Raw genomic sequence first — 14545 nt, forward strand, 5'->3', positions numbered from 1 at the left:
GCGCCGGCCTTGGAATGATTCGTTATATGGTTATGTGATGCGTGGTGATGTGATGCGCTTATTGTCATGTCGCCTCCCAATGGCGCAGCGTGGGCGGCTGGCGAGACAAGGTATAATTTAGGGGTAAATAACTGAAAGGAATGCAAAATGAAGATTGCCAAGAACACGGTCGTGACTGTGAATTACAAACTGTCCGATGCCCAGGACAATCTGATCGAAGACGGCCGCCAGCCGATGGTTTACCTGCACGGCGGTTACGAGAACACGCTGCCTAAAATCGAAGAAGAACTCGACGGCAAGGAAGTCGGCTACTCCTCCATCATCCAGATCGAACCGGAAGACGCTTTCGGCGAGTACGACGCCGCCCTGGTCAAGGTCGAGCCACGCAATCGCCTGCCGGAGCCGCTCGAAGTCGGCATGCAATTCGAAGGCACGCCCGATAGCGACAGCGACGAAGAAGCCCTGATCTTCACCGTCACCGACATCGCCGACGACAAGGTTGTTCTCGACGGCAATCACCCGCTGGCCGGCATGGCCCTGCGTTTCTCGCTGGAAGTGGCGGAAGTGCGCGAAGCGACCGAAGAAGAAATCGCCCACGGCCACGTGCACGGCGCACATGGCCACCACCACGGCCATGACGATGATGAAGGTGAAGAAGGCGATCACGTCGCCATTCACCCTATCCATTAACCGGCACTCGTTAAACCTACTGCGCGTCCCGCTATCGCCTCTGCGTTGCTCAGCGTACCTCGGTACGCTTGCGCTACTCGAGACGATATCGGGCCGCTCGCTACGGTTTTCCGAGTGCCGGTAGGATCAGGGTGCCGTGTCGGCACCCTTGAGCATGAACAGCGTGGCGCTTGCGGGCGCCACGCGTACCTCGGTCCAGTCGGCGGCCAGGTTCAGATGCCCCACGTTGTTCTGCCAGTGGATCGACGGCTCTTTTGCAGCCGCCTCGACGATCTGCGTATCGACCAGCAGCACCTTCCCCTTGAATTTTGACGCCAGCGTCTTGATCTGCTTGCGCGGTTCGGCAAAGCCGTCGCGTTTCGATTCGAAGCGCGCCAGCAGGGAAAAGCCCGGCTCCGCTTCCAGCCCCACGTCGCCATCGGAGAACAGCACCAGCCCTTCCATTTGCTGCCGCACTGCCAGATTGAATAGCCGGTGCAGCCACGCGCGGTTGGCCACCAGGCGGTCTTCGTATTCGCTGTTGCGGCCCGCTTCCGCGCGGTAATGGTTGTTATTGGCCGGCAGGTTGATGGTGGCGAACAGCACCTTGCCCACCTGCCAGTGGGCGTTCTCGGCATAGCTGCGGAACTTGACGCTGCTTGACAGCCGGGTGACCGGCAGCCGCCTGGCGCCCAGCGTTTCGCTGTCGCGGTAGAACAGTTCGCGCAGGCGGTTCAGACGGTCGATGGCGTTCGAGCGGCCAGCGGAATTGAGGCAGGCGCTCCAGTCGCTGCCGGCCAGCGACACCACCATCGGTGCGCTCGACGCATCGAGCAGGGCATAGCGGCTGGCGTACAGCTTGTCGCTGCATGGCTCGCTGCCGGCTTTGACGCCCGTGGCCACCACGAAGGCGGGATTGCCCTGCGTAGCGCCGGCAATGGCGCGCTTGAGCACGGTTTCGTCGGCGCCGGTTTTGAACGAGTGGCCGACGACGCCGAACTGGAAGCTGCCCGCCTTGGCCTCGCCTCTGGCCTCGGACTTCGAGCCCGGCTTGCTCTCGGCGTGCACAGGTGACAGCCACAAGGCGCAGGCAGCGAGCGACAGCGCCAGCACGGTCCGCGCAAGGCTGATCCGGGCTGTATGTCCTGCCGCTGCGCGCGCCGCGTGTTTCATGCCTGGGCCGTCTCCGTCAGGCGCTTGAGCTGGTACAGCTGCTCGAGCGCTTCGCGCGGGGTCAATGCATCGGGATCGAGATCGTCCAGCGCATCGAACAGCTCGCGCATGGCGGGCGATACGGTCGCCGCTGCCGGCGCTGCCACTGCGTCGTCGTTGGCGTCGGCGGTAGGCATGGCAAACAGGTCCAGTTGCGGCGTGGCGTCGAGCGCCTGCGCTTCGAGGCGCGCCAGGTGCTTGCGCGCGGCCTTGATCACCGGCTGCGGCACGCCGGCCAGCTGCGCCACCTGCAAGCCGTAGCTTTGCGAGGCCGGGCCGTCCTGCACCGCGTGCAGGAATACGATGCTGTCCTTGTGTTCCACGGCCGACAGGTGGACGTTGGCGGCGGTGGGGTGGCTGTCGGGCAGCTGCGTCAGTTCGAAATAATGGGTGGCAAACAGCGTGAAGCTGCGGCTGGTATCGATCAGGTGGCGCGCGATGGCCCACGCCAGCGCCAGGCCGTCGAAGGTGGACGTGCCCCGACCGATTTCATCCATCAGCACCAGCGAATTGGCGGTGGCGCCGTTGAGGATGGCCGCCGCTTCGGTCATCTCGACCATGAAGGTGGAGCGGCCGCCGGCCAGGTCGTCGGTCGCGCCGATGCGGGTGAAGATGCGGTCGATCGGGCCGATCGCCGCGCTGGCCGCCGGCACATAGCTGCCCACATAGGCCAGCAGCACGATCAGCGCCACCTGGCGCATGAAGGTCGATTTACCGCCCATGTTGGGGCCGGTGATCAGCAGCAGGCGGCGCTCGTCAACGAAGCGGCAGTCGTTGGCGATGAAGCGCTCGATCTGGTTTTCCACCACCGGGTGGCGGCCCTCGACGATATTGACGCAGCTGGTGTCGACCAGCTGCGGCGCGCACCAGTTATTGCGCAATGCGTGGTCGGTGAGCGAGACCAGTACGTCCAGCTGCGCCAGCGCCCGGGCGATGGTTTGCAGCTCGCCAATGTACGGCGCCAGGTCGCCCAGCAGCACGTCGTACAGCATCTTCTCGCGCGCCAGCGCGCGGTCCTGTGCGGACAGGGCCTTGTCCTCGAACGCCTTGAGTTCGGGCGTGATGTAGCGTTCGCAGTTTTTCAGGGTCTGGCGGCGGCGGTAGTCGTCCGGCACCTTGGTGGCCTGGCCGTTGGTCACTTCGATATAGAACCCGTGGACCTTGTTGTATTCCACGCGCAGGTTGGCGATGCCGGTGCGGGCGCGCTCGCGCGTTTCCAGGTCGACGAGGAACTGGCCGGCATTTTCCGACAGTGCGCGCAGTTCATCGAGTTCGGCGTCGAAACCACGGGCGAACACGCCGCCGTCGCGCACCATCGCTGCCGGTTCCAGCGCCACGGCGCGGTGCAGCAGGTCGAGGCAGGCCTCGGGCGTGGCGGTATCAAGGTGGATTGCCGCCAGCAGGCCGTCGTCGGCGAGCGCGCGCTGCATCGCGTGGCGCAGCGCCGGCAGCTGCTTCAAGCCGTCGCGCAGGCTGGCCAGGTCGCGCGGGCGCGCCGACAACAGCGCAATGCGCGTGGTGATGCGTTCGATGTCGGGTACCTGCGCCAGCGTGTGCGACAGCGCGCCGGTGACATCGGCCTGGCCCAGCGCGGCAATGGCCGCGTGGCGCGCACGGGCGATGCCCTGGTCGCGGCGCGCGTGGTGCAGCCAGTGGCGCAGCAGGCGCGAACCCATCGACGTGCGGCAGTGATCGAGCAGCGAGAACAGGGTAGGCGATTCCTGGCCGCGGATGGTCTCGGTCAGTTCGAGGTTGCGGCGGGTGGCGGCATCAAGGCCGATGAATTCATTCTCGGTTTCGGTGGTGAGCGTGCGCACGTGCTGCAGGCCACGGCCCTGGGTCGATTGCGCATAGCGCAGCAGTGCGCCGGCCGCGCCAAAGGCGGCGCCCAGGTTGTCGGCGCCGAAGCCGGTGAGGGTTGCTACCGACAACTGGTCGAGCAGCGACTTGTGGCCGCTCACCACGTCGAAATGCCAATCCGGCACCCGGTTGACGTGGCACGTGAGCGCTTCCTCGAACAGGTCGGCGTTATCGCCGCGCAGCACCTCGGCCGGGGCGATGCGCTCGAGCTCCTGCAGCATGCGCGTGTTGACGGTGGAGACATCGCCCGAGAACTCCATCAGTCGCAGCGCGCCGCTGGCCAGCGACAGCCAGGCCAGGCCGGCGGTAGCCACCTTGCGCTGGGTGATGATGCACATCGCCAGCAGTGGCCGCTCGGCTTTTTCCGGCAGCAGGTCGGCGTCGGTCAAGGTGCCCGGCGTGACCACGCGCATCACCTTGCGCTCGACCGGTCCCTTGCTGGTGGCCGGGTCGCCGATCTGCTCGCAGATCGCGCACGACTCGCCAATTTTCACCAGCTTGGCCAGGTAGCCTTCGAGCGAGTGGAACGGCACGCCGCACATCTTGATCGGCTGCCCGCCCGACGACCCGCGCGCGGTCAGCGTAATGCCCAACATGCGCGCCGCCTTTTCCGCATCCTCGTGGAACAGCTCGTAGAAATCGCCCATGCGATAGAACACCAGCATGTCCGGATGCTGTTCCTTGATGCCCAGGTACTGGGCCATCATTGGCGTGATCTTCTCGGTCGGACTTTTCTTGATGGCGGCTGCGTTGATTTCGGCGGGAACGGTGGTCATTGTTTCGTTTTCGGTGGTACGGTGGGGCGGAGGTGCTGGTTTTGCGAGGGGGAAATGTCCGTCGCGTGCGACTTGCCATTTTACCGCGTTCTGCCGACGCTCCCAAGTTGGCGCAGCCAGGCGGTTAGCGCCTTCAACTTTCATCGGTTGGATGAGCATCAAGGTCATCGCGGTTATTCGCCTGTACCCTCGCAACCGCGCCTTCAACTCTGCATTTGCCCGCCTGGCGTTGCTGTGTTGATGCATATCAAGAAAACCCGGTCAAAAGAAGTTGAAAAACCTAACAAGATAGGTTAATATGCTCTGGAGTCATAAAAATATTGGCGCCAGGATCTGGCCCAACGATCATCGTCCACCGCATGTCACATTCGTTTGCCGAGCCGATCATTGGACTGCGCGCATGCGTTTTTCGATGGTGATGCCAGCCGTTGCGCTGTGGGATGTGAAGCCATTGAGTCAAGCACCGAGTATCAAGTTGCTCAATGAATTAGCTTCGCAATTACATGCTCAACTCGATGTGTGTCGCGCCGAGTGGTGGCGTACCCAGCAGACTGTGTGCCTCGATAATCACATGGTGTTCCGGGCGCCAAACGGAAAAGTGTACCTGGGTGCCTGACCCGGTGCGGCGCACGGCATGATTTGTGCCGGAGTGGCGCGGTACGAGAATGCTGCGGTCGTAGCGCGTCTTTGCTGGACTGATGGAAGTTTTACCGTTGAGGAGATTCAATCATGACGAACGATAACCTGATTTCCGAAGCCGAGTATCAGGCAGCCCTTGCTCGCGGCAAGGAAGCCTTGGCCATCCCCTGCGCCGTGCATGCCCACTTCGATGCCGTGCATAAAATGCTCTCGATCGGCTACACGAACGGCCTGTCGATCACCTTCGACGTGAGGCAAAACAGCATTCTTGCCAGTCACGCCGACGCCGATCTTTGCGAACCCTATGTGACGCCCGGCGGCGACGGCTTGCTGTTCGATCGCGCCAGCTTGTCGTTCGCCTTGCCCAGTGTGGTCGCTGCCGCGCTCCCTGCCGATCTCGCACGAAGAAAAGTCGCTGCGGTCCTGGGCACGGTGCGCAGCAACAAGAAGGCGGAGTCGTCCAGGGCCAATGGCGCCAAGGGCGGACGGCCGCGCAAATCAGCCGTTGTCTGACTCACCTCGAGCATTAACGTAAAAAGCCCGCAGCGATGCGGGCTTTTGCGTGGTGGCGGCTGCGCGTTACTTCGCCAACCTGTACTTCTGCTCCCGGTACAAAATCGACGGCAAAATCACGTGCGACATTGCCTGGTCCACCTTGGCCGGATCGGGCGCCGTGGTTTGCGGTGTCATCACGCCGGTGCCGAAGTCGTAGGCGCCCAGTAGCGGCGCCTGGCCCGGGCGCAGGATGGTGGCGGAGCTGTCGTCGAGCCAGGCAAAGTAATTGTCGAACTGGATCAGGGCGCGGCCCGGGGTCTCGCTGTCGCGGGCCAGGTCGCGGCCGATCATCGGGTGCTCGCTCGACACGCCAATCAAGGACAGCAAGGTCGGCGCCAGGTCGACCTGGCTGGCAATGGTCTTGATGCGCTTCGGCTGCACATCGGCGCCCAGGATCAGGCCGGGGATGTGGAACTTCTTGATCGGCACCAGGCTGTCGCCGTACACGCGATTGTCGTGGTCGGCCACGATCAGGAACACGGTGTCCTTCCAGTACGCCTCTTTTTTCGCTTGGGCGATGAAGCGGCCCAGCGCGTAGTCGGCGTAGAGCACGGCGTTGTTGACCGTCTGTTTTTCCGGATCGTGCAGCTTGATACGGCCGTCCGGGAACTCGAACGGCTCGTGGTTCGACGACGTGAAGATCAGGCTGAAGAACGGCTTGCCGTCCGCATGCAGGATTTTCAGCCGTTCGAGCGACTTGTCGAACAGGTCTTCGTCCGAGGCGCCCCAGCTGCCTTCGAACACCGGCTTCATCGACTTGCGATCGACCACGCTCTGGAAGCCGTTACCGGTGAAGAAGCCGCGCATATTGTCGAAGTGCGCTTCGCCGCCGTACACGAATTCGGTGTGGTAACCCTTCTGGCCCAGGCCCAGCGCCAGCGTGTAGAAGTTTTGCTGGGCCAGCGACAGCTTGACCACGCTGCGCGCCGGCGTTGGCGCATAACCTGCCACCACGGCCTCGATACCGCGCACCGAGCGGGTACCGGTGGCGTACAGCTGATCGAACCACCAGCCTTCGCCCTTGAGTTTTTCCAGCTCCGGCGTGACCGGCAGGCCGCCCAGCGATTGCACGAACGTTGCGCCCAGGCTTTCCTCGAGCACGATCACCAGGTTCAGCGGGCGCTCGCGTTGCACAAACGCGGTCTGCTGGTGCAGCGTGGGCAGCTCGGGATTGGTGAACTTCAGGTCACGCAGCCACGGCGCGCTTTTTACGGTGGCGAACACTTTGTCGCGCGGGTACTCGCCGTAGATCTCCGACGAATTGGCTTCCTTGCTCATCGAGTAGATGGCGTCGAGCACCGACCACGGCGAATTGATGATGATGGAATTGACCATCGAGTCGCCGGACAGCGCGAACAGCGCCGGGTTGGCGGGCCGGTGGGCCGTGGTCGAGCGGATCTGCACGAACACCAGCACGACCAGCACCGGCCACGCCGCCAGCACCTTCCAGGCGCGCCAGGTGGTGACGTTGATCGATGCCGCCTTTAGCAGCTTGTAGATACCGATGGTGAAAGCGATCGTGGCCAGCACGCCCAGCACCAGCGCAATGCGGAAGCCGTTCCACAGCGTGGCGATCACTTCGCTCGGATAGGACAGGTACTCGATGAACAGCCGGTTCGGACGCACGTCGAACTGCATGATGAACTGCGGCGTGGACACTTCCATGAAGACGATGAAGATCAGGGCAAAGGTCACCCAGGTGACCGACACCGCTTTCCAGATGCGCAGCGTTTTCTGATAGGCCAGCAGCGGTGCCAGCATCAGCGGCAGCGCGATCAGATAACCGAGCAAAATCAGGTCGGCGCGCACGCCTTGCACCAGGATGCGCCCGACGATGCCGGTGGCGGCCACGCGGTCCCACTGCCAGGCCATGAGGCCGATGCGCGAGAGCGTGAGCAGCGCGGCGCCGAGCAGCAGCAACTGTACCAGCACCGCGTACGGGCCGGCCCAGCTGGTCACGCGGGCAAGCCGGGCGCCGCTGCGCTGGAGGAAAGTGTCTTCACGCCGCTGCATCATTCGGCTCCGAAGCCTGGATGGGTGGCGATGTAGGCGCCGGCGCCGGCGCCGGCCGACAGCATCCAGCCGGTCATGAGCAGGAACACCAGCAGCATGCAGAACAGGGTGGAGACGCGGCGCGCATCGGGCTGGTCCTGGAACACGGCCGGGCGGCCATAGTTGGCGCCCAGGTAGTAGGCGGCGAACACGGTGACCAGGTAGTGCACGGCGCCGAACATCTCGCCCAGTTCACCTTTGCGCGGGTGGTCGATGGTCAGGTGCGAAATGGCCACCAGCACGATATAGATGACCGATGGCCACAGCGGCGGCAGGTACAGGCCCATGCTCTCCACCCAGCGCTGCACGCCCGGACGCTTGCGCGCCACGATCGGCAGGATGATGTTGTGGGTCAGGCCGACGATGGCGATGATCTTCAGCAGCAGCACCTTGTGCAGGCTGCCACTGCCCATGGCCAGGTTGTGGATGTTGGTTTCGGCCTGCTTGTTATTTTCGAGGAAAAACTCGGGCGAGGCGATATTGAGGATGCGCTGGAACCAGCTGATTTCCTCCAGGGCGGCCAGCGCCACCAGCGCCGTCAGGCCGACGAAGGCCAGCAGTTGCAGGTTCACTTTCGGGGTGCGCTGCCACTGTTCCACCGCCAGGAAGCCCAGCAGGCCGGCCAGCAGGGCAAAGCACAGGAACTGCATCCATTCGACGATGCCGTCTTCCACCACTAGGCGCCACAGCGCCGGTGGATCATTGGCCCACACCAGCGCCAGGATCATCACGAATACGTTGATCAGCATGCCCACCACGATGACCGGGTGACCGTACCACTTGTTGTTTACCATACCTGCTCCTAACTTCGGTTATTTATACTGTTTATATCGATTTTTATAGCGTAATCATCATTCGGCGGTGGCGGTGGCGGCGGCTGCTACTGCTGCCGGCGCCAGCTCGGGCGCAGCCTGCGCCTGGCGCCGGCGCGCGGCCAGCATGCGCATGGCGGCCACCAGCACCGAGCCGAGCGACCAGGACCACAGCAGCGGATCGAGCAGCGCGTCCCACAGGTTGCCGGTTGGCAGGCGCAGCAGCGAAAACAGCAGCACCGCGATCAGCATCGCCGCCGAGGCGGCGTTGGCATGGCCACGCCACACGTTGATGGCGAAGCCGATGGCAGCCGCGCAGGCCAGCAGCGGTGCGGCCACTGGGCTGAAGCCGCCATAATACAGTCCCAGTGCCAGCACGCCGAAGGTGTCGAGATACAGCACCAGGCCCACCGCCGCCACGCCCAGCGCCAGGCTGCGGCGCATGGCAAAGCGCGCGGGGCGCCCCTGCCAGCGCGCGCGCAGCGCCATGATGCAGAAACCGGTCAGCAAGCCACTCGGGTACTGGAACGCCAGCGCGAGCCAGTAGGCCGGCGAGGCCGCACCGGGCAGCGCCGTCAGCGCCACGCAGGCGCCCATGATCAGCAGCTTGGTGCGTGGCCGGGCGGCTGGCAGCACCGCCAGCAGCAGCGCGGCAATCACCAGGCCCCAGGCCAGGCGTCCATAGACGATCTGCAGCGCGAGATCGGGCAAATTCATTTCGGTTCCTCTTGCAGATTGATCCGGTACTGGTGGTGGGCGATGGCGCGTCGCTGGTACGTGTAGGTGATGTGCAGCTGGTCGCCCACCAGGGACATGGCGGGATACGAGAATTCGTCGCCGGCCTCGCCATCGACGACATCGATGAGCGGGCGCCAGGTGCGCGCGTCGGTGGACAGCGAAATGGTGAGCGCGCTGCGTGCGCTGCCGTCGATGTCTTCGCGGTTGTGCAGCATGAGCAGGCTGCCATTGGGCAGGCGCAGCACCGACAGCGCGGTGCTGTCGTTGAACAGCGCGGTCGCATCGAGGTCGCTCCAGGTCTGGCCGCCGTCGCGGCTGACCGCCTGCTGCACCCGGCGCGAGACGCCGTCGTCGCGCATCCAGGCCCGCACTTCGGTCGGCGAGATCGACACCAGGCTCGGTTGCAGCGACTGGGTGCGGGTGCCGATACGAGTCATCCGCTGCGGCTCGCCGTCGGCGTTAAACGACAGCAGCATCGGATACTTGTAGCCGATCTCGAAATACGCGGGCAGCCACCAGCTGCCGTCGGCCAGCGCCACCGGCGCCGCGCGCACCAGCGTGCTGGTATTGAACAGTGGCGACATTGGCAGCACCCGCTTGACCGCAAAGGTGGCGCCCTGGTCGTGCGATGTCATTTGCACCACGCGCGCGGCGGCCCAGCCGCCCAGGCCCGTGGCCACCACGTACAGGTGCAGGGTGCCGTCTGCGGCGGTCCAGGCGACCGGGTTGCCGATGCGGCGCACGCCGAAGCCCAGCGCGCGGCCCAGCGATTCGCGGCTGGCCACTTCCCAGTTCTTGCTCCACTTGCCGTTGGCCCAGCGCGAGGCATAGACCTTGACATCGGGACCGCTTTCGCGGCTGCCGGCCCACCAGAACGCCACCAGGCCGCCGCCGGGCAGGCTGGTGAGCGAGCTGGCATGGGCGGACGGGACCCCCTCGGGCATGGGAATGATGGCGTGCGACAGTTCGGTCACGCCGGTGACTGGCGCGCCGGTGTGGACGATGGTGGCGGGGCGTTCATGGTGCAGCGCGGCGCGCGACCAGCGCCAGGTTTCGGCGCCGACCGCAACCACTGCGGCGGCAATGCACAGCACTGCCAATAGTTTGCCCGCAGGCCGTTGTACTGGTAGGGGCAAAGCTCCCATTCCGTCTCCAAGAGATCGGGACACGAAGGAAGCAGACGCCTTGATCCTCTTGCCCTAAATATACGATTTTCGCAGCACCTGGAAACGGGGTGGCAAAAACAACCTTGCATCCGACGTTGTCAATCATGCTAATTGACGGATGAGTCAGGTATCGTACAGCAAAAGTAGGGGGAAATGTCGGGAGGGAATTAAAAATTGAGGCCGCAGGGGGCGATTGCCCCTGCGGCAAGGTGTGCTGGTAAGTTTTATTCTTCCAGCAGGCTGCGCAGCATCCACGCGGTTTTTTCGTGCACGTCGAGGCGCTGGGTGAGCAGGTCGGCGGTTGGCTGGTCGTCGGCCTCGCCTACCAGCGGCAGCAGCTTGCGCGCGGTGCGGGCGGTGGCTTCCTGGGCGTTGACCAGGTGGCGCACCATCTCCATCGCTTTTGGCACGCCTTCCACTTCCTTGATCGTGGCCAGTTGCACGAACTGGGCGTAGGTGCCCGGCGCCGGGTAGCCCAGCGCGCGGATCCGTTCGGCGATCAGGTCGAGCGCAGTCCACTGCTCGGTGTACTGGGCCATGAACATCTGGTGCAGCGAGTTGAACATGGGACCCTTGACGTTCCAGTGGAAGTTATGGGTCATCAGGTACAGGGTGTAGCTGTCGGCCAGCAGGCCGGACAGGCCGGCGGCGATCTCGGAACGGCTTTTCTCGGACAGGCCGATGTCGATCTTGACGCTGTTATCACTCATGGTTACATCTCCTTATCGGTTGGCGAACTTGTGACAACCATTGTAGCCGCCCGGCGCAAAACGTGTCGCGGCCAGGCGGATCAAGGCGCAACCAGGACGCAATCAAGGCGCGATGACAGCGACCGCACCGCCCGAGGGCGCCAGCTTCAGGGTCAGGCTCTGGCCGCTGGCGACCCGGCGCGTGCTGGTGCGCAGGTGGCTGGCGTCCTTGCCGTCTTCCAGCACCTGCGCCTTGAAGTTCCCTTGGCCCAGGAAGGCCAGCGGCACCTCGACCGTGCGCGCGGCCTCGTTGGTCATCGCACCCAGGTACCAGGTGTCGCCCTTGCGGCGGGCCGAGACGATGTACTGGCCGATGTCGCCGGCCACGATGCGGGTCTCGTCCCAGGTGGTTGGCACCTGCTGAATGAATTCGGCGCCATCGGCCCAGCTGCCGTCGGCGTTTTTATAGGCAGCCGGCGCGTCGGCCACCATTTGCAGCGGGCTGTCGTAGACCACGAACATGGCCACCGCCTGGCCGCGCGTGGTCAGCACCATCGGCGCGTGGTTGCGGGCCACGAAGCCGCCCGGGGTGGTGTTGCGAAAGCCGCCGGGCGTGTAGTCCATCGGCCCCAGGATCATGCGCGTGAAGGGCAGGGTGACGTTGTGGGTGGCGGTGATGCGTGCGCTCCACTTGTTGTTTTCCGCGCCCAGCACGCCCTCCTGCGTGATGTAGTTGGGCCAGGTGCGGTTGAGTCCATCGGGCGGATAGGCGCCATGCAGGTTGACCATCAGCTTGTACTCGGCGGCCTTGGCCAGCACCTTGTGGTACCAGTCCACCATTTCCTGGTCGTTGCGGTTCATGAAGTCCACCTTGATGCCCTTGACGCCCCAGGCCGCGTATTGCCTGAACGCCGCCTCCATCTGGCGGTCGAGCTGGTGCCACTGCACCCACAGCCACACGCCCACGTTGCGTTCTCGCGCATAGGCCATCAATGCCGGCATGTCCAGCTCCGGCCTGGCGCGGGTGACGTCGGCCTGCGGGTTCGGTTCGATATCGCTGCCCACCGACCAGCCCTCGTCGATCAGGATGTCGTCGAGCTTCATCTCTTTTGAAAAATCGACAAAGGCGCGGTAGGTGGCGGTGTTCACGCCCGCATCGGGAATGTTCACGTCCCAGTCGTTCCACCAGTCCCATGACGTCTTGCCCGGCTTGATCCAGCTGGTGTCGGCAATGCGCGACGGCGCCGCCAGCGTGGGGATCAGCGTGGAGGCGGCCAGGTCGCCGGGCGCGTCGCCCAGCATCACCACCCGCCACGGCGTTTTAAAACCTTCGCCCTTGAACGTCACGCTGGCCGATACCGTCTTGCGCGAGCGGAAATCGCGGTCGTTGTCGAAGCGCGGCGGCAGCGTCACCGCCACGCCCAGGCCGGCGTCGCCCCTGCCCGACAGGAAGAAGCCCGGGTAGTCTTTCACGTCCGACTCGGCCAGCGCGAACGTGGTGCCGCCCGTGCCGGTCTTGCACACCAGCGGCGCCATGAGGTTGTGGAAGTTGCGGATCTTCGACGCTTTTACCTGGTCGTACTCGGCCTCGAAACTGGTGTCGAAGCGGCCCATGTTGGCGCCCCAGCAGTCGTAGTCTTTCGCGAAGTTGAATTGGGTGTCTTCCGACTTCACGCTCAGCGCCTTGACGCCCTGCTGTTCCGGCACCACGTAGCGCAGCGCCACGCCGTTGTCGTACGCGCGCACGATCAGCTGGAACTTTAAGGTGGCGCTGGCGTCAAACGTCAGGGCCAGTTGCTGGTAGTGGTCGGGCGCGCTGCTGGCCTTGCCCAGTACGATCTGCCAGGTGTCGTTCACCGTGGTCTGGCGCTGGTCCACCAGGCGTGCACCACGGCCGATGGTGCCGAGGTCGAGTTTCAGGCCCAGCGGCGACGGTTCGATGATGCGCTTGCCGTCGCGGGCCAGCGACCAGGTCAGCTGGGCGCTGTCGATGGTGACGGCGTTGCGGCCATCGGGCGAGGTAACGGTGATGTTGGTGCGGCTTGCCGCTGCGGCGGACACCGATAGCAGGGCAGAAAGGATGAGGAATAGGGGGCGAACGGGTGCAGGCATGGAGTCTCCGGTGGGTGGGCGCTATTGTGTGCGCTTGCGGGGTAGCTTGGCATTTTGCAAGCGCAGTGCCCTGCGAGCAATTGCGAAAATGACCAAGCAGGCGCATGTTTTTTTTCCGTTCCAGGACACTCGTGAGAGAGCTCGGTTTCCATCCCGATACAGATCGATCCGGTGGTTATTTCACGTCGGAGTGTTCCTACCCAGTCCCAAGCCGACAGCCGATATTCGCCTCGACTACGGCTGCGCATCATAGGAACCCTGTCGCGGCCGATAGGCGGGCGCGGCGAATCTCAGGAGACTTATCATGGCAAACTCGAACCAAGGTAACAAAGGCAATCAGCAGTCGGGCAACCAGGGCGGCGGTCGTGGCTTTGCATCGATGGACCCGGAACGTCAACGCGAGATCGCTGCCGAAGGCGGACGTGCTGCGCACGCCTCCGGCAACGCCCACGAGTTCGATTCGGAAGAGGCACGCATCGCCGGTAGCCAAAGCCACAAGAACACCAACCAGCAAAGCGCATCGGGTGGTTCGGGCGGCTCGTCTGGTGGCTCGTCGGGCGGTTCCTCGGGCGGCACCCGTGGCGGCACGCCGGAACAGCATGCTGCAGCCGGACGCCAGAGCCACAAGAACGACGGCAACCAGCAAAGCGGTTCCGGTTCCGGCAGCCGCAGCAGCTCCGGTTCCGGTACCCGTGGCGGTACGCCGGAGCAGCATGCGGAAGCCGGCCGCCAGAGCCACAAGAACCGTTGACGCGGCGTGATCGCGTATTACGTGTAGTGAGCCTGCCGCTGCGCCATGCCATCCGGCCTGACGCAGCGGCGGCTGTTCGTTTGCCGTGACGTGCATTCTTGCCTGCAGCCCTGGCTGCAGCCTCAGTCAGTCGTTGTTGCCAGTACCTGTTACCGATCATGCAAAACCATTCCGCTCGTGGCGTTTCCACCTCCGCGCCCGCTGGCCACCAGGCGTCCGGCGAGGCGCGTGAGAGCCTGTTCCGCGCGATCGACGATCTCGAACAAGCGGTGGGGGCGTGGCTCACCACGCCAGCCGCCTGGGACCAGCGCACCCATCCCTCCATCCGGCAGTTCCTGGTCGATATCCGTGAATATTCCGACGCCCTCCAGCGTGGCGGCAAGGTCTCGCCCAATATCATCGTCGCCGCCGCCGACCGCCTGGCCGGCAAGGTCCATCATCCCGAGGTTGACCGCTGCGCAGCCGAAGTACGCGCGGCGCTGGCCGAGTACGTGCGAGTGCTGCACGGCTGACT

11 protein-coding genes and 1 pseudogene are annotated in these 14545 nt (G+C 64.2%); 4 read left to right on the forward strand and 8 right to left on the reverse strand.

Going from position 1 to position 14545, the window contains the following annotated elements; translation table 11 throughout:
* Nucleotides 1-147: 147 nt before the first annotated feature.
* Nucleotides 148-690, forward strand: coding sequence for a peptidylprolyl isomerase (locus J2X54_RS24045; RefSeq protein WP_070248844.1), 543 nt, complete (start codon nucleotides 148-150; stop codon nucleotides 688-690).
* 126 nt (nucleotides 691-816) lie between these two features.
* Here J2X54_RS24045 and J2X54_RS24050 read toward each other — a convergent pair whose 3' ends face one another.
* On the reverse strand, nucleotides 817-1842 hold the full coding sequence (locus J2X54_RS24050) for a hypothetical protein (protein WP_310184332.1): 1026 nt from the start codon (nucleotides 1840-1842) through the stop codon (nucleotides 817-819).
* Nucleotides 1839-4517 (reverse strand): DNA mismatch repair protein MutS, encoded by a 2679-nt coding sequence (gene mutS, locus J2X54_RS24055; protein WP_310184333.1) that lies wholly within the window; start codon nucleotides 4515-4517, stop codon nucleotides 1839-1841. Before mutS ends, J2X54_RS24050 begins: the two co-directional genes overlap by 4 nt.
* Before the next feature lie 729 nt (nucleotides 4518-5246).
* Here mutS and J2X54_RS24060 point away from each other — a divergent pair.
* On the forward strand, nucleotides 5247-5669 hold the full coding sequence (locus J2X54_RS24060) for a hypothetical protein (protein WP_310184334.1): 423 nt from the start codon (nucleotides 5247-5249) through the stop codon (nucleotides 5667-5669).
* Nucleotides 5670-5735: 66 nt separating this feature from the next.
* On the opposite strand, the gene J2X54_RS24065 is transcribed toward J2X54_RS24060, so the two are convergent.
* The 6 genes from J2X54_RS24065 to J2X54_RS24090 form a co-directional block, all read right to left on the reverse strand.
* The gene (locus tag J2X54_RS24065) at nucleotides 5736-7727 is read right to left on the reverse strand and encodes an LTA synthase family protein (protein WP_310184335.1); all 1992 of its coding nucleotides are present in this window, start codon (nucleotides 7725-7727) and stop codon (nucleotides 5736-5738) included.
* A complete protein-coding gene (locus J2X54_RS24070) occupies nucleotides 7724-8557 on the reverse strand; it encodes a hypothetical protein (RefSeq protein WP_310184336.1) in 834 nt (277 codons plus the stop codon). Before J2X54_RS24070 ends, J2X54_RS24065 begins: the two co-directional genes overlap by 4 nt.
* A gap of 57 nt (nucleotides 8558-8614) precedes the next feature.
* Entirely contained in the window at nucleotides 8615-9292 is a 678-nt protein-coding gene (locus J2X54_RS24075; RefSeq protein ID WP_310184337.1) for a hypothetical protein, read from the reverse strand.
* Nucleotides 9289-10458 carry a sialidase family protein gene (locus J2X54_RS24080; protein WP_310184338.1) on the reverse strand — a complete coding sequence of 390 codons (1170 nt, stop codon included), beginning with the start codon at nucleotides 10456-10458 and terminating at the stop codon, nucleotides 9289-9291. The genes J2X54_RS24075 and J2X54_RS24080 overlap by 4 nt, the downstream gene beginning before the upstream one ends.
* A 245-nt stretch (nucleotides 10459-10703) precedes the next feature.
* On the reverse strand, nucleotides 10704-11189 hold the full coding sequence (locus tag J2X54_RS24085) for a Dps family protein (protein ID WP_070248859.1): 486 nt from the start codon (nucleotides 11187-11189) through the stop codon (nucleotides 10704-10706).
* Nucleotides 11190-11291: 102 nt separating this feature from the next.
* A complete protein-coding gene (locus tag J2X54_RS24090; RefSeq protein ID WP_310184339.1) occupies nucleotides 11292-13280 on the reverse strand; it encodes a glycoside hydrolase family 97 protein in 1989 nt (662 codons plus the stop codon).
* A 304-nt stretch (nucleotides 13281-13584) separates the two neighbouring features.
* On the opposite strand from J2X54_RS24090, the pseudogene J2X54_RS24095 reads away from it, so the two are divergent.
* Both J2X54_RS24095 and J2X54_RS24100 read left to right on the forward strand, forming a co-directional pair.
* Nucleotides 13585-13914: pseudogene (locus J2X54_RS24095) on the forward strand (KGG domain-containing protein); the annotation flags it as partial.
* A 275-nt stretch (nucleotides 13915-14189) separates the two neighbouring features.
* A complete protein-coding gene (locus tag J2X54_RS24100) occupies nucleotides 14190-14543 on the forward strand; it encodes a hypothetical protein (protein WP_070248865.1) in 354 nt (117 codons plus the stop codon).
* Nucleotides 14544-14545 lie beyond the last annotated feature (2 nt).

It is taken from the genome of Duganella sp. 3397 (assembly GCF_031456625.1).
In the GTDB taxonomy this organism is placed as follows: Bacteria; Pseudomonadota; Gammaproteobacteria; order Burkholderiales; family Burkholderiaceae_D; genus Rugamonas; species Rugamonas phyllosphaerae.